Source organism: Diaphorobacter sp. HDW4B (assembly GCF_011305535.1).
GTDB lineage: Bacteria > Pseudomonadota > Gammaproteobacteria > Burkholderiales > Burkholderiaceae_C > Diaphorobacter_A.
This window is the reverse complement of record NZ_CP049905.1, coordinates 5,343,593-5,363,384: the sequence shown is the minus strand read 5'-3', so window position 1 is coordinate 5,363,384 and position 19,792 is coordinate 5,343,593. Positions and strand designations below refer to the sequence as shown.

At 63.3% G+C, this 19,792-nt stretch carries 19 protein-coding genes; 5 read left to right on the top strand and 14 right to left on the bottom strand.

The window, feature by feature from the left end:
* The first annotated feature begins 20 nt into the window (after positions 1-20).
* On the top strand, positions 21-1,049 hold the full coding sequence (locus G7048_RS24450; RefSeq protein WP_166070622.1) for a LacI family DNA-binding transcriptional regulator: 1,029 nt from the start codon (positions 21-23) through the stop codon (positions 1,047-1,049).
* 83 nt (positions 1,050-1,132) lie between these two features.
* On the opposite strand, the gene G7048_RS24445 is transcribed toward G7048_RS24450, so the two are convergent.
* From G7048_RS24445 to G7048_RS24415, 7 genes are all read right to left on the bottom strand, one after another.
* Positions 1,133-2,122 carry a tripartite tricarboxylate transporter substrate binding protein gene (locus G7048_RS24445; protein ID WP_166070621.1) on the bottom strand — a complete coding sequence of 330 codons (990 nt, stop codon included), beginning with the start codon at positions 2,120-2,122 and terminating at the stop codon, positions 1,133-1,135.
* 24 nt (positions 2,123-2,146) lie between these two features.
* Positions 2,147-2,497: a cupin domain-containing protein gene (locus G7048_RS24440; RefSeq protein ID WP_166070620.1), complete on the bottom strand. Its 351-nt coding sequence runs from the start codon at positions 2,495-2,497 to the stop codon at positions 2,147-2,149.
* A gap of 50 nt (positions 2,498-2,547) precedes the next feature.
* Positions 2,548-3,534, bottom strand: coding sequence for a zinc-binding alcohol dehydrogenase family protein (locus tag G7048_RS24435; protein WP_166070619.1), 987 nt, complete (start codon positions 3,532-3,534; stop codon positions 2,548-2,550).
* 62 nt (positions 3,535-3,596) lie between these two features.
* Entirely contained in the window at positions 3,597-4,490 is an 894-nt protein-coding gene (locus G7048_RS24430) for a 3-keto-5-aminohexanoate cleavage protein (RefSeq protein ID WP_166070618.1), read from the bottom strand.
* A 40-nt stretch (positions 4,491-4,530) separates the two neighbouring features.
* Positions 4,531-5,295: an SDR family NAD(P)-dependent oxidoreductase gene (locus G7048_RS24425; protein WP_166070617.1), complete on the bottom strand. Its 765-nt coding sequence runs from the start codon at positions 5,293-5,295 to the stop codon at positions 4,531-4,533.
* A gap of 64 nt (positions 5,296-5,359) precedes the next feature.
* Positions 5,360-6,244, bottom strand: a complete 885-nt coding sequence (locus tag G7048_RS24420) for a dioxygenase (protein WP_166070616.1) — start codon at positions 6,242-6,244, stop codon at positions 5,360-5,362.
* 208 nt (positions 6,245-6,452) lie between these two features.
* On the bottom strand, positions 6,453-7,358 hold the full coding sequence (locus tag G7048_RS24415) for a LysR family transcriptional regulator (RefSeq protein WP_166070615.1): 906 nt from the start codon (positions 7,356-7,358) through the stop codon (positions 6,453-6,455).
* A 141-nt stretch (positions 7,359-7,499) separates the two neighbouring features.
* Between G7048_RS24415 and G7048_RS24410 the strand changes: the two genes are divergently transcribed.
* Both G7048_RS24410 and G7048_RS24405 read left to right on the top strand, forming a co-directional pair.
* Positions 7,500-7,961: a (2Fe-2S)-binding protein gene (locus G7048_RS24410; RefSeq protein WP_166070614.1), complete on the top strand. Its 462-nt coding sequence runs from the start codon at positions 7,500-7,502 to the stop codon at positions 7,959-7,961.
* A gap of 17 nt (positions 7,962-7,978) precedes the next feature.
* Positions 7,979-10,249, top strand: a complete 2,271-nt coding sequence (locus G7048_RS24405) for a xanthine dehydrogenase family protein molybdopterin-binding subunit (RefSeq protein WP_166070613.1) — start codon at positions 7,979-7,981, stop codon at positions 10,247-10,249.
* Positions 10,250-10,289: 40 nt separating this feature from the next.
* Here the strand turns inward: G7048_RS24405 and G7048_RS24400 are convergent, their stop codons facing one another.
* The 7 genes from G7048_RS24400 to G7048_RS24370 form a co-directional block, all read right to left on the bottom strand.
* Complete coding sequence (locus tag G7048_RS24400) at positions 10,290-11,204, bottom strand: ZIP family metal transporter (RefSeq protein ID WP_166071166.1); 915 nt, start codon at positions 11,202-11,204, stop codon at positions 10,290-10,292.
* Between the two features lie 74 nt (positions 11,205-11,278).
* Positions 11,279-11,905 carry a superoxide dismutase gene (locus G7048_RS24395; protein WP_166070612.1) on the bottom strand — a complete coding sequence of 209 codons (627 nt, stop codon included), beginning with the start codon at positions 11,903-11,905 and terminating at the stop codon, positions 11,279-11,281.
* Positions 11,906-11,974: 69 nt separating this feature from the next.
* Positions 11,975-12,457 carry a hypothetical protein gene (locus G7048_RS24390; RefSeq protein WP_166070611.1) on the bottom strand — a complete coding sequence of 161 codons (483 nt, stop codon included), beginning with the start codon at positions 12,455-12,457 and terminating at the stop codon, positions 11,975-11,977.
* Entirely contained in the window at positions 12,454-12,963 is a 510-nt protein-coding gene (locus tag G7048_RS24385; protein ID WP_240933100.1) for a DUF2325 domain-containing protein, read from the bottom strand. Before G7048_RS24385 ends, G7048_RS24390 begins: the two co-directional genes overlap by 4 nt.
* A gap of 295 nt (positions 12,964-13,258) precedes the next feature.
* The gene (locus G7048_RS24380) at positions 13,259-13,720 is read right to left on the bottom strand and encodes a nuclear transport factor 2 family protein (RefSeq protein ID WP_240933099.1); all 462 of its coding nucleotides are present in this window, start codon (positions 13,718-13,720) and stop codon (positions 13,259-13,261) included.
* The gene (locus tag G7048_RS24375) at positions 13,717-16,209 is read right to left on the bottom strand and encodes an RND family transporter (protein ID WP_166070610.1); all 2,493 of its coding nucleotides are present in this window, start codon (positions 16,207-16,209) and stop codon (positions 13,717-13,719) included. The genes G7048_RS24380 and G7048_RS24375 overlap by 4 nt, the downstream gene beginning before the upstream one ends.
* Positions 16,206-17,231 carry a YCF48-related protein gene (locus tag G7048_RS24370; protein ID WP_166070609.1) on the bottom strand — a complete coding sequence of 342 codons (1,026 nt, stop codon included), beginning with the start codon at positions 17,229-17,231 and terminating at the stop codon, positions 16,206-16,208. The genes G7048_RS24375 and G7048_RS24370 overlap by 4 nt, the downstream gene beginning before the upstream one ends.
* 237 nt (positions 17,232-17,468) lie before the next feature.
* Between G7048_RS24370 and G7048_RS24365 the strand changes: the two genes are divergently transcribed.
* Positions 17,469-18,683, top strand: a complete 1,215-nt coding sequence (locus tag G7048_RS24365) for a thiolase family protein (protein ID WP_166070608.1) — start codon at positions 17,469-17,471, stop codon at positions 18,681-18,683.
* Positions 18,684-18,688: 5 nt separating this feature from the next.
* On the top strand, positions 18,689-19,645 hold the full coding sequence (locus G7048_RS24360) for an OB-fold domain-containing protein (RefSeq protein WP_166070607.1): 957 nt from the start codon (positions 18,689-18,691) through the stop codon (positions 19,643-19,645).
* Positions 19,646-19,792: the final 147 nt, after the last annotated feature.

Here is a 19,792-nt window from a genome sequence, read left to right as displayed (position 1 = left end):
CGACCACAACGCTCCGCACCATGACAGCAGTGACCATCGACGACGTAGCCAAGGCCGCAGGCGTGCATGCGGCCACTGTGTCGCGCGCCTTGCGCGGGGTGGCGGGCAAGGTGTCGGCGGCCAAGCGGGCGGAGATCGAAGAGGTGGCGCGCAGGCTCGGTTATCAGCCGAACATCGTGGCGGCATCGCTGCGCACCAAGCGCAGCAACATGGCGGCCATCATCGTTCCCGATCTGGCGAATCCGTTGTTTGCGCCCATGGTCAAGGGACTGGAGCAGGAACTGCGCAAGCACGACATGCTGGCGCTGATCACGCAGCCGCCCGAAGGCAAGGAGGCGCGTGCCTCGCTGATTCAAGAACTGGCGATGCGCCAGGTCAGCGGCTTGCTGATTTTGGCGGCAGAGAGTGGCGACTCCATGCTGGAGCAGGCCGCGCTGCAGAAGATTCCGACCGTGCTGGTCAATCGTGGACTGGGCGAGCGGCGCTTTTCCAGCGTGGTGAATGATGATCAGGAAAGCGTGCGGCTCGCGATTGCGCATTTGCGCGAGCTGGGGCATACGCGGATTGCGCACATCGCGGGGCCGGTTTCATCGTCCACGGGTGCGGCGCGCAAGAAGGCGTTTGTCGAACTGATGGCGGCGCAATCGAGCGACGAACCCATCATCGTGGACGCCGCAGCGTTCACGCGCGCGGAGGGCGTCAAGGCCGCGCGCAAGTTGTTCGAGCAGCATTGGGGCAAAGCGGACGCAGGCTTCACGGCGGTGTTCGCCAGCAATGATCTGCTGGCGCTCGGCGTGCTCGATGTGGCGCGTGAGAAGGGTGTTTCCGTGCCCGATCAGCTATCGCTGGTGGGGCATAACGACATGCCGTTTGTCGACATCGTGCAGCCGCCGCTCACCACCATTCATGTGCCCGTCGCCGAGATGGGGCGTCAGGCTGCGCAGGTGTTTCTGGAGCAGGTGAAGGATTGCAGCGGGGCGAAGACGACGCGCGTGTTGTCGCCTTCGTTGGTGGTGCGTGAATCGACCGCACGAGTCGCTGGCGATTGAGCGAAAAAAAGCGCTCCGTGCCCGCAAGAGCGACGGAGCGCAAGACTGCCTCCACAGATATTCGCGTTCTCAATCTTCAATCTTCAATCCTGTTTGATCTTGGCCTCGGTGATGAGCTTCTTCGCGGCGGTCGATTCGTTCTTGACGAAGGCGTCGAACTGCGCGGGCTCCACGCTGGGCGCATTGGCACCGAGCGACACAAAGCGCGCCTTCACGGCATCGGACTTGAGTGCCGCAGTCACGGCCTTGGTGATCTTGTCGGCTTGCGCTGCAGGCAGCTTGCCGGGCGCGAACAGGCCGATCCAGAAGTCGTAGTCCGATCCCGGAAAACCTGCTTCGACGGTGGTCGGCACATCGGGCAGGGCGGCAGCGCGCTGGGGTGACCCGACGGCCAGAGCCTGCAGCTTGCCTTCCTTGATCATTGGAATGGCGGTGGTGATGGGCGCGAAGAACCAGTTGACGTTGCCTGAGATCACATCCGTCATCGCCTCGGGGGTGCCCTTGTAGGGGACATGCACTGCGGCGATCTTGGATGCGATGCGGAACTTCTCGGCGTTCATGTGCGTGGCGCTGCCACTGCCAGCGGACGCGTAGACGAACTTGTCGGGCTCGGCTTTGACCTTGGCGACCAGGTCGCCCACGTTCTTGTAGCCGTTCTTGGGATTGACCACGAGAACGTTGGGCACCTGCGCAAGCATGGCCAACGACTTGAAGTCCTTGATCGGGTCGTAGCGCAGACCAGGGTAGAGCGACGAGTTGGCGACGTGACCGGCGGAGTGCACCAGAAGCGTGTAGCCATCAGGCTGCGCAGTGGCGACCTGCGACGCGCCCAGCGTGCCGCCTGCGCCGGGTTTGTTTTCCACGATGATGGGCTGACCCAGTTCCTTGCGCATGCCTTCGCCGACGGCGCGGGCAATGATGTCGGTGGCCGATCCGGCGGTGAACGGCACGATCACGCGTATCGGCTTGCTGGGATAGACGTCTTCGGCGAGCGCGGGGCTGATGGCTGCAGACAGTGCTGACAGCGCGAGCGCGGCGGTGCCGATTCGGGCGAGGGGGCTGAAACGCTTCATGGGGCTTGTCTCCTTGGATTCTCTTCAGACTCGGTTCGGCATGATCAGCAGCACACGTGCTGGCGTTTTGCCGGGATTGAACAGTTGGCGACCCTCCCCGGGTGCGATGCGGCAGCTGTCGAGCGGATGCAGATCGGTGGTCTGCTGTTGTCCGTCCAACTCGCCGGTGACTTGCACCACGCCTTCCACGCACACATAGAACTTCTCAAGATCGGATGCGGCCATGGTTGTGCCGCCTCCGGGTTCGAGCACGGAGCAGCCAATCCAGACGGTGTCGGACGGGCCTGCCTCCATGCCTTGCAGACGCTGCATGAGCATCTGCATGTGACCGGGCGCTGTGTAGAACGGCGCCTTGGTGATGGGAACGACATGCATGGCAGTGCGCTCTTGGTTGATTGTTTGGTTGGTTGATGGACGGGCCCGGATTACGGAGCCAGCACCACGCGGTCCATCGAGCCGCTGAGCACCTTGCGATACGCATCGGCCGCGCCGGACAGCGGAATCAGCGTCGCTTCATCCACATCGAAGGCCTTGAGCGAACCGTCGTCGAAACCCGGCAGCATGGCGTTGAGCACTTCGGCGCATTGCGACACGGTGAGCTTCAGGCTGTCCACGCCCAGCATCTGCAGATTGCGGCGGTAGAAGGCCAGGATGTCGAACGGCACGGTGCGCTCGATGGTGGAGATCAGCACCTGCGTGCCACCCACGGCGAGCGTGGCAAGCGCGGTCTCGAAGTAAGGCGAGCCAACGGTGTTGTAGGCGATGTCCGCGCCACGGCCGTCGGTGGCGTCGAGGATTTTGCCGACCAGATCGGGCGTTTCGCTATCGAACACGGTGACGGCCGACGTTGCGTGACCGCGATAGGTGTTTGCGTTGCGATCCACACCAACCACCTTGGCACCGGCGCCTGTGGCGAGTTGCGCTGCCGCCTGGCCGACCTTGCCGTTGATGCCGAAGATCAGAATCGTCTGGCCCGAGCCCTTGAGACCTGCGCGGCGCAGACCTTCGTTGGCGGTGATGAACGGCACGCCGACGGTTGCGGCGGCGGCCACGGAAACGCTCTTGGGCTTGCGGCTCAGCGCGGTCACGGGCAGCACCAGGTAGCGGGCGTGCGTGCCATCGCGCGTCACGCCGAGATCGCCGCCTGTGCCCCAGACGTCCTGACCCACCCATTCGGCGGGACCGTCGATCACGCGGCCAGCAAAGTCGCGGCCAGGGGTGCGTGGCCACACGGCTTGTGGCATGGAGCCGAGGGCGGCCTTCACGTCGCTGGGGTTGACGGCGGCGGCCAGCACTTCGATCACCGCTTCACCCGCGCCCGGAGTGGGCTTGGGCTGATCGACGATGGTGGGCGCAATGTCGGCGGCGGTGGCGGCTTTGGCGGAGAGGCGCAGGGCTTGAGTGGTGGACATGATGTGGAGCTTTCAAAAAATTGGGGGAAAGATGTGCTTGAGCGAAGTGAACGACCGTTGAATCAACGCTTCTGGTTGTTGGGTGCAAGACCCCAGCGCTGGCGGGCCTCGGCGCTGGTGGCCAGCGTGCCGCCCAGGTCTTCGACGATGCGGCGTGCCTTGGTCACCAGTTCGGCGTTGCTCTTGGCGAGCTGGCCCTTGTCGATGTAGATCGTGTCTTCCAGACCGATGCGCACATTGCCGCCCAGCAGATAAGCTTGCGCCACCGCCTGGAAGGCATGACGGCCCACGGCGAAGGCGGTCCATTCGGACGCTTGTGGAATCAGCGAGCGCGCCAGTTGCATGGCTGGCGTGGTGAACGGCAGCGAGTAGCGCACGCCCATCACGAAGCTGTAGACGCCCGGGCCTTGCAGGTCGCCTTCGGCGGTGAGTTGCTGTGCAAGCACGAGGTCGCCGGTGTCGAAGCATTCGAGCTCTGGCACCACGCCTGCATCGCGGATCACCTTGGCCATGCGGCGCACGTTGGTGGGCGTGTTCATCACCACCTGATTGCCCGAGTTCATGGTGTTCAGGTCGAGCGAGCAGATGTCGGGGCGCAGCGCGGCGATGTGCTCCACGCGCTTTTCGGGCGGCAGCAGCGAGGTGCCGGGGGCGAAGATCTTCGGGTCTTCGGCGCTGGGCACATAGCGGCCGCCGGGGCCGGTGGTCAGGTTGATGATCAGCTCGGGACGCTCGCGGCGCAGCGTGTTGACGACTTGCGCATACAGCTCGACATCCATCGACGGCTTGCCGGTCTGCGGATCGCGCACATGGATGTGCACGGCTGCCGCGCCCGCGTCATGCGCTTCGATGCACGCAGTGGCGATCTGTTCGGTGGTGATGGGCAGATATGCGGTCTGCTCGGGCGTGGTGAGATTGCCGGTCACCGCGCAGGTCAGGATGGTGGATGGGCTCATTTGCTGGCTCCTTCAAACTTGTGTGTTGCGATGAATCGACTCAGAGGGAACGGCCGCCGTCGGCCACGAAAATGCTGCCGGTCGCGTAGCGCATGCTGGTGCAGCAGGCGATGATGGCGGCGGCCACGTCGTCGGCCGTACCCACGCGCTTGAGCGGAATGCTGGCACCGGTCTTGGCGTTGAAATCCGCACCACGTCCTGCGACGAAGCCGCTGTCCACCACGCCGGGCGACACGGCCAGCACGCGGATCTGTGGAGCCAGCGTCTTGGCCAGACCCTTGGTCAGCGCGTCGATGCCGGCCTTCGATGCCGCATAGGCCAGATTGCTGCCGAGACCCGTGCTGCCCGCGATCGAGGACACGTTGACGATCAGGCCGTCTTCGCTGTCCTTGAGTTGCGGTGCGAATGCGCGGATGGCTGCGAACGTGCCGCGCCAGTTGGAGACGAACATCTCGTCGATCAGCTCATCGGTCAGCGCGTTCAGATCGGCGGCAGGCACGGGCTGGGTGTGGCCTGCGGTGTTGATCAGAATGTGCGCGCCGCCGTATTGCTTGACGACGTCTTCGGCGGCCTTGGCGAGTTCGGCGCTGTTGGTGACCGACGCGATCAGAGCGCCGTGGCCCGAGCCCGGCAGCGATTGCAGCAGCGCTTCGGACTTGGACAGGCCGCCGCGGTGCAGCAGCACGACGCGGGCACCGAGGTGCGCCAGACGCTGTGCCGTGGCAGCAGCGATGGCACCGGTGCCGCCGGTGATGACCGCGACCTGGCCGTCTAGGCGGTCCAGTGGAGCGAATGTGTTGGACATGGTGGTTCTGTCTTTCTTGCTTTGGTTCTGTGGAGCTGTTTCTTGTGCTGTGAAAGACCGGCGATCAAGGGATCGGGCACTTGGGCACGCGGGTCTCGCCGGGCTCCATGCGCAGATCGATGTGCAGCTTCACGCCGCCCTTGCCGTCGTCCTCGAAGGTGCGCAACAGCGAGCCCACGGCACCGAACACCACGTCGTCGTAGGCGTGTGGGTCTTCAGCATCGAAGAACTGGGTCGCCAGCACCTTGTGGCCGGGCGCGACCACCAGAAAGTGCAGGTGGGCGGGGCGCATGATGTGGCGGTTCTGGGCACGCAGCAGGTCGCCGCAAGGGCCGTCGGCTGGCACCGGGTAGCCCGCTGGACGCACGCTCTCGAACGAGAAGTTGCCTTCGGCATCGGTCACGAATTTGCCGCGCAGATTCATGCGCTGCTGCGACTCGTCCTGGTTTTCGTACAGGCCCTTGGGCGATGCCTGCCAGGTCTCGACGCGGGCACCGGCAATCGGTGTGCCGTCCAGCGACAGCACGCGACCGGTCACGGTGAGGCGTGGGCCGGGGGTGTCCGGCGTGGCGATGCATTCGCCGTTCTTGCGCTCTGGCTGGTTGGCGCGCCAGAACGGGCCGATCAACGCAGGCTCGGTGCCCCCAGCAGCCAGCGCGTGGCGGGCATCGTGCAACTGCACCAGCGTGGCAAGCCCCAGGATGTCGGCCAGCAGAATGCCTTCGTGCTTCTTGGGGCCGCTGGCCTGGCCGATGGCGGCCAGAAAGTCGAGGCCGTATTCCAGCTCGGCGGGCGTCAGGTCGGCTTCCAGCGCAAAAGCGTGCAGATGGCGAATACCGATCTCCACGATCTTCTTCAGACGCGGGTTGCCGGTCTTCTCGTTGGACTTGAGAACCGCCGCGAGCAGGGCTTGTGGGTCGGTCGATGGGGTGGTCTGTGCAGTCGTCATGGTCATCTCCGTGGTTGTTGGGTAAGACAATAAGGCAATCGATTGCCTTCAATGTAGACCCAAAGGATTGAGCCTGACAAGAGGGAAAATTGAATCTTGTTGTATCTGTCGATTGATTATTTAAACAATCGATTGCCCTCTTGCGCCAAAATTCTGGCCCAAGATGAGAGGCGAATGCGGAGGGTTTGTCGCTCTGGATCTGGCCGAATCAGGCGACGCCCGGAATCCGCTGCATCAGGAAATCCAGAAACACCCGCGTCTTCAGCGGCAGGTGCACGCGGTGCGAGTAGTAGGCGTAGAAGCCCGGAAAGCGCGAGTGGTACGGCGTGAGCACCTCGACCAGCTCGCCGCTTTCAAACACGGGTGCCAGCGATTCGCGCCAGCCGATGAGCAGGCCGACGCCGTCGCGTGCGGCGCTGAGGGCGGTGTCCCAGTGGTTGACGGTGAGCGGGCCGTGTACCGCGCGCTCGGTGAGTTTGCCGTCGATGAGAAATTCCCATTTGTAGATGCCGCCGCTGCTGCGCATGCGGTAGTTGATGCACTGGTGCTGCGCCAGTTCGTCGGGGTGCTGCGGGGTGCCATGCGCTTTCAGATAGGCGGGCGAGGCGGCGCAACTCATGACCATCTCCTGCGTGAGCGGCAGGGCCACCATGTCGCCTTCGAGCGATTCGCCGTTGCGGATGCCGAGATCGAAACCCTCGCGCACGATGTCGACAAAGCCGTCGTCGTAGACCAGCTCGACATGGATGTGCGGGTGCAGCGCAAAGAACTCGGCCAGAAACGGCTCGATCAGCACACGACCAGCGGGGTGCGAGACGGTGATGCGCAGCGTGCCGCCTTCGACACCGGCGCTGAACTGCAGGTCTTCCGTGGCCTCGCGCAGGTGGGCGAGGGCGGGGGTGACACGTTCCAGGTAGATCCGTCCCGCCTCGGTCAGGTTGACGCTGCGCGTGGTGCGGTCGAACAACCGTACCTTCAGGCGCGTCTCCAGCTTCTTGATGGTCTGCGACAGCGCGGCAGGCGTGACGCCCAGCGCATGTGCCGCGTAGGTCAGACTGCGGCGCTCGGCCACCTGCTCGAAGGCCGCCAGCGAGGCGAGGATTTCGGGTTTCATGGCCTCCATTTTTAAGTAAAACTTAATAACTTAGATAGATTGGGTAGCTTTTTCTTTGGCTTGCCCTGTTGCACACTGTGCCGGGACCATGCTGAGCATGGCTCTGCACAACGACAAAACCCACCACGATTGAACCGCTCCATGACCGTCAAATTCAACCTCAACGGCAAGCCGACATCGGTCGATGTCGATCCGGCCACTCCCATCCTCTGGACGCTGCGCGACTCGCTCGGCATGACCGGCACCAAGTTCGGCTGCGGCATGGCGCTGTGCGGCGCGTGCACCGTGCATCTGAACGGACAGGCGATCCGTTCGTGCATCACGCCGGTCTCGGCGGCGGAAGGACAGAAGATCACCACCATCGAGGCGCAGGCCACCGACAAGGTGGGCAAGGCCGTCGAGGACGCCTGGGTGCGCAACGACGTGGCGCAGTGCGGCTACTGCCAGAGTGGCCAGATCATGAGCGCCACCGCGCTGCTCAAGAACAACCGCGCGCCCAGCGATGCGGACATCGACGCGGCCATGGCGGGCAACATCTGCCGCTGCGGAACGTACGTGCGCATCCGCGCGGCCATCCACGACGCCGCCAAGTCGCTGGCTTGAATCAAGGGAGACATCACATGCATATCCCTTCCCACATTCTTGCCGACATGCCGCAAGGCCTGCGTTCGCTGGCCGTTGAAGCCGCAGGACAAAACACTGAATCCGCCAAGTTCGAGCGCCGCACCTTTCTCAAGCTGGCGAGCGCATCCGGCTTTGCGCTGGGCGCATTCCCCATGGCCGCGATGGCCAAGACGGATGGCGACGCACCCGTTGCCGCCAACGCGCTCAAGCCCACGCAGCAGCCTTCCGCGTTCGTGAAAATCGACCGCGACGGCACCGTCACCGTCACCATCAACCGCCTCGACTTTGGTCAGGGCGTGCAGACCGGCCTGCCCATGGTGCTGGCCGAAGAGCTGGATGCCGACTGGTCCAAGGTGCGCAGCGTGCATGGCAACGCCGACCCGGCGTATGCCGATCCGGTCATGGGTTTCGGGCTCACGGGTGGCTCCACGGCCATCAAGAATTCGTACACGCAATACCGCGAACTGGGCGCACGCACCCGCGCCATGCTGGTGGCAGCAGCCGCCAAGCGCTGGGGTGTGGACGCGCAATCGCTGCGTACACAAGCGGGCCAAGTCATCGGTCCACGCGGCCAAAAGCTCGGCTACGGCGAACTCGCCGAAGCGGCGATGAAACTGCCCGTGCCGCAGCAAGTCACGCTCAAGGACCCCAAGGATTTCCGCATCATCGGCAAGCCGACAGGGCGCATCGACGCGCGCGCCAAGTCGAGCGGCAATCAGTCCTATGGCATCGACATGCATCTGCCCGGCATGCTGACCGCCGTGGTCGCGCATCCGCCGGTCTTCGGCAGCAAGGTGCAGTCCGTGGACGACAGCGCGGCCAAGGCCATCAAGGGCGTGCGTGCCGTGGTGCGTGTGCCGAGCGTGCTCGGTGGTGAAGTCGTCGCCGTGGTCGCGACCGGCTACTGGGCCGCCAAGCAAGGCCGCGATGCGCTGAAGGTCGAGTGGGACAGCTCGGGCGTCGGCAAGGTCGATTCGGCCCAGCAACTGGTGCAGTACCGCGAACTTGCGAAGAAGACCGGCGCGATCAAGTACGACGCGGATGTCTCCAAGCTCAGCGGCGCGGCGCAGAAGATCAGCGCGGAATATGTCTTCCCGTATCTCGCCCACACGCCTATGGAGCCGCTCAACTGCACCGTGCGCATCACCGGCACGGGCGCTGCGACCAAGGCCGAGCTGTGGCTGGGCACGCAAGCCCCCGGTTGGGAAGTGGCGACGGCTGCGCGCGTGCTCGGCGTGCCCGCGCAGAATGTGCGGGTGAACGTGCAGATGGCGGGCGGCGGTTTCGGTCGCCGTGCCACGCCTTCGAGCGACTACGTGGCCGAGGCTTGCCACATCGCCAAGGCCACGCGCGCTGCGGGCATCGACGCGCCGGTGCGCATGGTCTGGAGCCGCGAGGACGATGTGAAGGGCGGCTACTACCGTCCCATGCATGTGCACCGCGCGGAGATCGGACTCGACGCGGACGGCAAGGTCGTGGCGTGGGACCACGTCATCGTCGGCCAATCGCTCGCCAAGGGCACGGCGTTTGAAGGATTCATGGTCAAGAACGGCGTGGACACCACCACCGTCGAAGGCATGAAGGAACCCTACGACCTGCCCATGCGCCTGTCCGCCCATCACCCCGATCTGAACGCCCCCGTGCTCTGGTGGCGCAGCGTGGGCTCGACCCACACGGGCTACGTGATGGAAACGCTGATCGATGAAATCGCCCGCATCGCCAAGCAGGACCCGGTGGCCTATCGTCTTCAGCAATTCGGCGACAAGCACCCGCGCCACAAAGCCGCGCTGCAAATCGCAGTGGAAAAATCCGGCTACGGCAAACGCCAACTGGAAGCAGGCCGCGCATGGGGTGTGGCCGTGCACGAGTCCTTCGACTCCATCGTCGCTTACGTCGTCGAGGCATCGGTGAAAGACGGCACACCCAAGCTGCACAAGGTGACCGCAGGCGTTCACTGCAATCTGGCGGTGAACCCGAAAAGCGTGGAAGCGCAGGTGCAGGGCGGGGCGTTGATGGGTCTGGGCATGTGCCTGCCAGGTGCTGCCATCACGTTCAAGGACGGCGTGGTCGAGCAAAGCAACTTCGGTGACTACGTCGTCCCGCGCCTGACCGATATGCCCGAAGTCGCCGTGCACATCGTGCCAAGCGCCGATGCCCCCACGGGCATGGGCGAGCCCGGCGTGCCACCGCTGGCTCCGGCGTTCGCGAATGCGATTGCCAAGCTGACCGGAAAGGTGCCTCGGGAGTTGCCGTTCAAGCTGGCTTGAGTGCCATGTGCTATGTCGCTGGTGCGTGCGCGGTGAGACGTCACAGCGCCGTATCCAGCACCATCATCATCACGAATCCCGCCATCAAGCCCGCCGTGGCAAAGGCTTCATGGCCTTTGCGGTGGGATTCGGGGATGATCTCGTGGCTGATCACGAACAGCATGGCACCTGCGGCAAAGCCCAGGCCCCAGGGCAGCATGGCGGCCGATTGGTGGATCATGATGGCGCCCGCCACGGCGCCCAAGGGCTCGACCAGGCCGGAGAGCATGCCCAGCAGCACGGCAAAGCCGCGTGTGTATCCCACGGCGAGCAGCGCTGCGGCCACCACAAAGCCTTCGGGCACATCCTGAATGGCGATGCCTATGGCCAGCGCATTGGCGCGCAGGCCTTCGTTGCCCGCGTAGCCCACGCCGATGGCCAGACCCTCGGGCAGGTTGTGCAGCATGATGGCGATCACAAACAGCCAGGTGCGACGCAGCTTTTGAGCCGATGCGCCTTCGCGGCCTTTGATGAAGTGCTCGTGCGGCAGAAGTCTGTCCAGCGCGAGGAGTGCCAGGCCGCCGAGCAGAATGGCAACTCCCACCACACCACCGGCGCCCCAGGCTGTGCCGCTGAACGCACCAGTGTGGCGAGCCGCTTCCAGCGCCGGAATCACCAGCGAGAACGCGCAGGCGGCAAGCATCACGCCTGCGCCAAACCCGAACAGCGTGTCCTGCACGCGCTCCGAAGGCCGTTGAGCGAACAGCACGGGCAGGGTGCCCAAGGCGGTGGCCAGTGCCGCAACGCTGCCGCCGATGAGTGCGCTGCGCGCGGCCTGTTGATGGAGCAGGGCATTCCAGAACAGCACACATACGGCCACCACCCCCAGTGCGCAGATGGCAAAACCGATGCGGGTCTGCAGGCGCATGGACGGCTTGCGCGAAGCAAGCGTGGTGTGCAGTGATGAATCTTCCATCAGCATGTGGGTGTCCTTCTTCTGGTTCATGGACGTGTGAATGCGTGCGCGGTCTGGAATGTCGGCGCTGCCATTCAACCCGGCAGCGCGGCTGCGTGGCGGCGGGCCACTTCGGGCCAGTCGATCACGTTGAAGAACGCGGCGATGTATTCGGGTCGGCGGTTCTGGTACTTCAGGTAGTAAGCATGCTCCCAGACATCCAGACCCAGAATCGGCGTGTTGCCCGAGGCAATGCCCTGCATGAGCGGAGAGTCTTGATTGGCGCTGCTCTCCACAGCCAGCTTGCCTTGCGCGGTGACGGTGAGCCAGGCCCAACCGCTGCCGAAACGGGTCAGCGCGGCTTTGGTGAATTCAGCGCGGAAGGCATCCATGCCGCCCAGATCTGTCTGAATGGCGCGCGCCAGATCACCGTCCGGATCGCCGCCGCCTTGGGGCGACATCACCGCCCAGAACAGGCTGTGATTGGCATGACCGCCGCCGTTGTTGCGCACCGGAAGGCGCAGCTTCTCGGGCAATGCATCGATCCGTGTGATCAGCGCATCCACGGGCAACTCCGCATATTCCGTACCTTCCAACGCGGCATTCAGATTGTTCACATAGGTCTGATGGTGCTTGGCGTAGTGGATTTCCATGGTCTGGGCATCGATATTCGGCTCCAGATCGGCATAGGCATACGGCAGTGGCGGAAGGGAATGCGGCATGGATGAAAATTCCGTTGGTTTGAAAACTGAGTGCAATAAGAATCCAGAGGCTGGGTGCTGACGCTGCGATCAGTGCAGCGTCGAGCGATGCGAAGACGCATGTGCGCTGAGGTCGTAGAGCGCATCGACGCTGGAGGCCTGTTCGCGATGCGCTGCGTGATGGTCACTCAAAGCCGAAAAGGTGTAGCGAATGTGCTTGCAAGCTGCCATGCGCATGGATTCGGAGACATCCTCGTTGTGCATCAACGCGGAAACTCGGTGATGCGCGCAATGCAGGCATTCGGCTGCGGATGTGGGCTGATCCAATGCTTCGAAGCATTCGGCCAGATTCAGATGCGCAATCACGAAAGCGGCCAGACGGTCATCGTCTGACACATTGGATTCCTCCTCGCTGTAAAGCAACTCGTGCGCCACGCGCAAAGCCTGTTCGTGCCAAGCCAATGCATGTGCCGCACAACGCGTGCGATGGGCATCGACGCCCGCACTGGTGAGTCGCTTCCATTCGTCGAGCAAGGCGTCGTCGGAACGTTCACTCCATTGGTTGTGATTCATGAGGTTTCCTTTTCGTGCCACGAGGCAGACGCAAGCTGTTCGGTCTTGCCGGATGGGTGAATGCGCACGATGCGCAAGGCGTCGGGTTGCTCGACCAGCATGCAGGTCTTGCCGGTGCGCTTGCAGTGATCCTCCACGCGCCAGAACGAACCCTGTGTGACGCAGCCGGTCTGGCAGATGACGAGGTCGGCCGCGTGCAGGCTGCGTTCGAGCAGATCGGCATCCGCATCGGGCGCCGTGTCTTGCGGCTCGAACATCGCGCCATGGACTTGCCAACTGGCCAACGTGGCCTGCAACTTCAGGCGCTCTTCGCGCTCCCATGCCAACGCGCTGTCGCGCACGATGACCTGCGCACGCACCCGCAGAAGCTCGGCCTGCAGCCGTTTGATTTCCCGTTCCTGGGCCTCGATTTCGTCAGTGCAACGTACTTGCAAGCTTCCACAATGGCGCAAAAGCACGCCATGCTCCAGCACCAGTTGGTGAATCTCTTCCTTGTTGTATGACACGGTGCGTTTGCCTCCAACGTTGTGGGGCACGCCGCTCGCACCACCAATGAAGTTGCGATGGAAGGGCTTTCATCTCAAGCCATTTCATCCAATGCACAAATAATAAATGAGAATCGTTCGTGTTTGTTGATTATTTCTTTTCCCTTGTGAACGGCATGGGTTCAGAAAAGAAAAACCACCGGTCCCCGATGACGGAACCGATGGTTTTTTGGGCAGAACGGCTGCAGTGCTGAAGATCGGTTTCTATGCCAATGTCATTGCGCAATGAGCGGGCGTTGCAACCAGGCAGAGGCCGTCAACCCGCAGGCTGCAAAACAGACCGATCCCCGATCTCCAGCAGCATCTTCATGCGCCGCTCGCGGATGCGCCAACCAGTAGCAGTAAGTGTCCAGAGATCTTCATAGAACCCGATCGCGTCATACCGAAGCTTGGAGCGTTCGTTCAACCCCTTGTGCACGGCCCGCACCTGGATCTTGCTGCGCACATTCGCCGGATCGGAAGTGGCGTCCACTTCCAGATTGCCCAGCAGATGCTGTGTCGGACCACAGCCGTCCAGATGCGTGCTGATCATCTCGTGCACTGCGGCGATGCCGTGGCGCGTGTAGCCGCCGTAGTTGGTCACGCAGTCTTCGGTGAAGACCTCCGGCAGCAGCGCGTAGTTGCGGGTGTCGCACACGGTGGCGTAGCGGGTGAGGACCTGCGCCAGCGCGTGCTCCAGCAGCACCTGCTCGATGGAGGAAGGTGCTGCTTGCATCATGAAGGAAGTTTTCCGTTCACGGCTGCTTGGGGTTCTGGCTGGGGCATGTGACCTCCGCCGACCACTGTGGTGGTGCTCGGCTGTTGCTGTGTGGTCGCAGGGCTTGCCGCGTCATGCGCGTGGCGCTTTGCGGACCTGGCTTCGGCGGCTTCCACGTTGAGCCAGCAGGCCATGGCGGGCAGCAGGAAGATCGCGCCCAACATGTTCACGAGGAACATGAAGGCCAGCAGAATGCCCATGTCTGCCTGAAACTTGAGTGCCGAGAACGCCCAGGTGCCCACGCCGATGGACATGGTCAGCGCGGTGAAGATGGCTGCGTTGCCGCGCTGGCGCATGGCTTCGTAGAAGGCTTCGCGCAAGGTGGTGTGGCGGTCGCGCAGGGCATGTTGCATGTTCTCGAACAGGTAGATGCCGTAGTCCACGCCCACGCCCACGCCGAGCGCGATGACGGGCAGGGTCGGCACCTTGAGGCCGATGCCGAGCACGGCCATCAGCGCGTTGCACAGGATCGAGACGATGGCCAGCGGCACGATGATGCACAGCACGGCGCGCCAGCTGCGGAAGGTGAGCCAGCACAGCAGCGTGATCGCGCCGAAGATCGATGCCAGCATCTGCACTTCGGCGTGTTCCACGGCTTCGTTGGTGGCTGCGGCCACGCCTGCATTGCCGCCTGCGAGCAGGAACTTCACCGTAGGCGTCTTGTCTTCGGCGATGAACGCCTTGACCTCGTTGACGACATGCGTGAGCGTTGCGCCTTCGTGGTCCTTCAGGAAGATCTGCATGTTGATGAGCTTGCAGCTTTCGGTGTTCAGGCCGAGGTCGGGCACCAGCACCTTGATGCCCGAGCGCAGTGCGGCTTCGGTGCGTTGCAGCGCAGCCCAGCGCGGGTTGCCTTCGTTGTTGCCGGCGGCGGCAATCTTGGCGAGTGCGGCGGATGTGGTGACCGACTGCACGCCGTCCACGCGGCTCATGCGGGCCTGAAAACGTTCGACCGCATTCATCACCGACCAGTCCACGCAGGCTTCTTCGACGTTCTGAGTTTCGGCGTAGACCGAGAGCACGTCCATGCCGATGGAGTAGTGGGCGATGATGTTGTCGTTGTCCTGGTTGTAGCGCGATTCGGCGCGCAACTCGGGCGCGCCGGTGCCCACGTCGCCGGTCAGCAGACCACGTGAAAGAGCGGTGCCGCCCGCGAGCACGACGAGCGCGATGACCAGCGTGATCAGGGCAGGGCGCGGCTCGGACAGGGCCGAGAGCTTCCACCAGCGCGGGTTGCGGCCGTTGGCGTCGTAGACCGGTGCGACCTTGGCACCTTCTTCGAGCTTGAGGTGCGCGAGCACGGCGGGCAGGAAGACTTTGTTGGTGATGATCATCAGCAGCACGCCAAGGCAGGCGGTCACGCCCAGCTCGTGCACGATGGGGATGTCGATCAGCATGATGACCATGAAGCCCAGCGCGTTGGTCAGCAGCGCGAGCGTGCCGGGAATCGCGAGCTTGCGGATCGAGTTTTCTGCGGCAAGGCGCGGCGACAGGCCGACGCGCACGTCGTGCTTCCACGCGCCCGTCATCTGCACCGCGTGCGACACGCCGATGGAGAAGATCAGAAACGGCACGAGGATGGACATCGGATCGATGCCGTAGCCCGCGAGCGGCAGCAGGCCCAGCAGCCAGATCACCGGCAGCAGCGCCACGGCCAGACCCACGACGGTGAGGTTGGTCGAGCGCGTGTAGAAGCGCAGCAGCACGGCGGTGATGACGAAGGCGATCACGAAGAACAGCATCACCGTGAACAGGCCGTCCATCACATCGCCCAGCACCTTGGCAAAGCCGATGATGTGGATCTTGACGTGCTCGTTCTCGAACTTCTTGCGGATATCTTCAAGGCGTTGCGCGACCTTGTGGTAGTCGAGCTTTTCGCCGGTCTTGGGATCGACCTCCTGCAGGTCGGCGCGCACCATCGCTGACTTCAGATCGTTGCTGACAAGGCTGCCGATCTGACCGGACTTGGCGACGTTGGAGCGCACATGCGCGAGGCCTTCCTCGTTGGGCTCGAAGCGCGAGGGGATCAGCACCTCGCCCACATAGCCTTCCTCGGTGATCTCGATGTACTTCACGTTCGGTGTGAACAGCGAGTAGACCTGCCCCCGATTGACGCCGGGGGTGAAGAACACTTCGTCGTTCACCCCACGCAGCGCATCGAGAAATTCCTTGTTGTAGATGTCGCCTTCGCCCTTCCATTCCACACTTACCAGCACGCGGTTGGCGCCCGAGAAGGTGTTGGAATATTTGAGGAACGCGGCCATGTAGTCGTGGCGCAGGGGGATCAGCTTGTTGAAGCCGGGGTCCAGATGCGTGCGCGTGGCGGACGTTGCCAGCAGCGCGGTCGCGAGCAGCGTGAGGATGATGATCGGCACGCTGAATCGGATCAGCCAGCGCGCGGTGGAGGCGATCAGCTTGTCCAGCCGGGAGACGGGATCGGGGAGAGTCATGGTTTGGTTCCTTGGCTGGAAGGCTGGGTCGTTGCCGCAGTGCTTTGTTTGGCATTCAGATCGGGCATGGGCTGCAGGCCCGCGTCACTTGCGATCCAGCCTTTGCCGCTTTTTTCGTCCAGCAGCACCACATCGGTGAGCGTGGCGCGGCCCTTGGCGCGGCGCAGCGTGAAGGTCTTGCCGTTGTCGTCGCTCACGCCCAGCATGCTGCCCTGGCCGACCAGCACGATGGTGCCGTTGGCCTCGCGTGCATGGCCGAAGAAGGCGACCGGCGCGGGCACGCTGGACTTGGTCCATTCGGCATGCGAGTCGGCCTTCACATACACGTTGCCGCGCATGCCGTAGATGAGCCAGCCGTTGTTGGCCAGCGGCATGGCGTTGTAGAACGAGCCGTTGTAGAACGCGGGCTCGGCATGCCAGGTGGCGGTGGCATCGTCCGAGCGCAGCACCAGACCGCGTTCGCCCACGATCAGCCAGTGCTTGCCGTCGGCGCTGCTGGCGATGCGGTTCAGGTGCTTGTCCTCCACCTCGGCGGGCAGCGTGTAGGGCTCCCAGGTCTTGCCTTCGTCCTTGGACGTGATGGCCTTGCCGAACGCGCCGACGCTGAGCCAGTCGCCCGAGGGCAGGCGCGCGACCGACATCAGCGGCTCGCCGTTCTTGGGTTTGAAGTTCAGCTCTTCCCAGCTCGCGCCGCCGTCGCGTGTGCGCAAAATCCAGTTCTCGTGGCCGACGGCAAAGCCGGTCTTGCTGTCGGACGCAAAGCTCATGTTGTTGAGCAGCGTCTGACGATCCTGAGTGATTTTCGCGGGCGTCCAGTGCGCGCCCTGGTCATCCGAGTAGAGAATCTCACCCATGGCACCGGCTGCCAGCAGGCGCTTGCCGGCGATGGTCAGTGCGTTGAAGTGGGTCTTCTCCGCGCCGACCGAGTTGGGCGCGAGCGGCGGTGGGGTGCGGGGTGAGAAGGCGAGCGCAGAGGCGACTGCGACCAATGCGGCTGTTCCGATGCCTACGGCTGTTTTCAACAAGATGTCTCCTTATGGGCGCGGTCCTGCATGAGGCTCGCGTTCATGGTGAATTTGTCGCCAAGAGGCTCTTGCAACATCGTCCGAATGGACGTCAGAGCACGCATCCACGGGTTTGTACGGGGGTGCCCTATGCGGGAAAACCGGGTGTCGGCCTTAGTCTTGTCAGACGATGGTCGGACGCGCGAGCTTTCCCACAATGGATGCACCAAATTGAAAAGGTGAAAAGGGTTACTTATGGGTTTGCAAGGAAAGGCGGCGCTCGTCGGAGCTGCGCAATACAAGCCTGAGAAATACGCGACGGCCCCGCAGATGTTCCATCTGGAGCAGATATCGGACCTGACGCTCAAGGCGCTCGACGATGCAGGTATGGAGTTGTCCGAGGTGGATGGCCTGATCACCACGGGTGCGTACTTTCACGAAGCCAGCAGCTTCGTGCCCGCCATGGTGGGCGAGTATCTGGGCGTGAAGCTGAACTTTGCCGAAGTGATCGACCTCGGCGGTGCGAGCTCAGTCGGCATGGTCTGGCGCGCGGCGGCGGCCATCGAAATGGGCATGTGCGACACCGTGGTCTGCGTGATCCCGGCGCGCATGGCACCCTATTCGGAGCATGACGACCACGTGGCTGAAGTGATGAAGTCCAGCCGCTTCGGCGGCCACAGCACGCGCTATGGTGCTCCCGAGGCGGAACTCGATCTGCCCTACGGCCACATGGCGCAGAACACCGGCTACGCGATGATCGCGCAGCGTTATGGTTCGATCTACGGCTACGATCCCGCGGCCTTGGCGCGCATCTGCGTGGACCAGCGCTTCAACGCCTGCCACAACCCCGATGCCATGTTCTACGGCAAGCCCATCACGGTGGACGACGTGCTCAACTCCCGCATGGTGGCCGAGCCGCTGCGCGTGCTCGAAATCGTGCTGCCCGCAGCCGGTGGCGGCGCGATGATCGTCACCCGCGCCGACCGCGCCAAGAGCTGCAAGCACCGTCCCGTGAAGATCGTCGGTGCTGGCGAACATGTCAGCAGCAAGTCGCCCACCTATGCGGCCGACATGCTCAAGACGCCCATCGGCCCCGCATCGCAGCGCGCCTTCCAGATGGCCGGCATGCGCCCGTCCGATGTGCACATGGCGCAGATCTATGACTGCTACACCATCACCGTGATGCTCACGCTCGAAGACGCAGGCTTCTGCGAAAAGGGCAAGGGCCTTGAATTTCTGCGTGAGCACGACTTCACCTTCAAGGGCAACTTCCCGATGAACACCCACGGCGGCCAACTGAGCTTTGGCCAATCCGGCAGCGCGGGCGGCATGACGCAGGTGATCGAAGCCATCCAGCAAATCCAGGGCCGCGCCGGCGCGCGCCAACTGGGCCGCAACGATCTGGCATATGTCTCGGGAACGGGTGGTGTGATGAGCGAGCAGGGCGCACTGATCCTGCAGGGAGCGTGAACAACATGGCATGGAACAAACCTCTTCCGCTGCCCACGGCCATTTCCGCGCCGTACTGGGATGGACTCAAGGCGCATGAGCTGCGCGTGCAGCAATGCGACAAGGGCCACTGGCTGTTCTTCCCGCGCACCCATTGCCCCACCTGCGGTTCGCGCCATCTCGAATGGAAGCCCGTCTCGGGCAACGGCACGCTCTACACCTTTACTGTGGCGCGCATCGCCACCATGCCCGAATTCACCGACGAAATGCCGCAACTACTGGCCGTCGTGGAACTCGATGAAGGCGTGCACATCAACACCACCATCGTCGGCGCCGAGCCCGAACAACTGAGCGTCGGCATGCCCGTGCGCGCCGTGTTCGATGATCGTCCTGGCTCGGTCACGTTACTGCGCTTTGCTCCAACAGGCAGCGCACACCCATCGGTGATCCCGGCAGAAGGCGTGGCCGAAGCCGTCGTTGCTGTCGCCGATGCTGCCGCTGCACCAGAAGCGCCAAAGCGCAAGATCTCCGCCAAGGATCTGGACGCGATGAAGTCCTTGGTCAGTACGGAATACAGCCCGTGGTCGAATGAATTCCTCGTCTCGCAGGAGGTCATCAACGACTTCGCCAAGCTCTCGGGCGACGACTACTGGATCCATACCGACCCTGAAAAAGCCAAGGTCAAGAGCCCGTTCGGCACCACGATTGCCCACGGCTCGCTGGTCCAAGTGTTGGCCAGCCAACTGCGCATTCCGCTCGATTTCGAAGTGGTCGACTTCACCAACATCGTCAACTACGGATCGGACCGCCTGCGCTTCCCGGCCCCCGTGCCCAGCGGCTGCAAGATCCGCTCGCGCTCGCGGGTGAAGTCGGTGGAACAGGTCAAGAGCGGCACGCAGGTCACCATGGAAATCAACATCCACGTGGTGGGGCAGGACGACAGGCCTGCCGTCATCAACGATCTGGTGATGCTCTATATGTGATTTTTCTCTGATTGTTCAGTGAACTCCGGCCGCGGTGGGCGGCTGGATTCCGTGAGGGGTGGAAGCTCCTTTTCAAAGCGCTGCTGGTCGGCGCTTTTTTTTCGCCTGCGTATGGTCCGTTTGAAAGATGCTTGCGCCGCTCCTGCG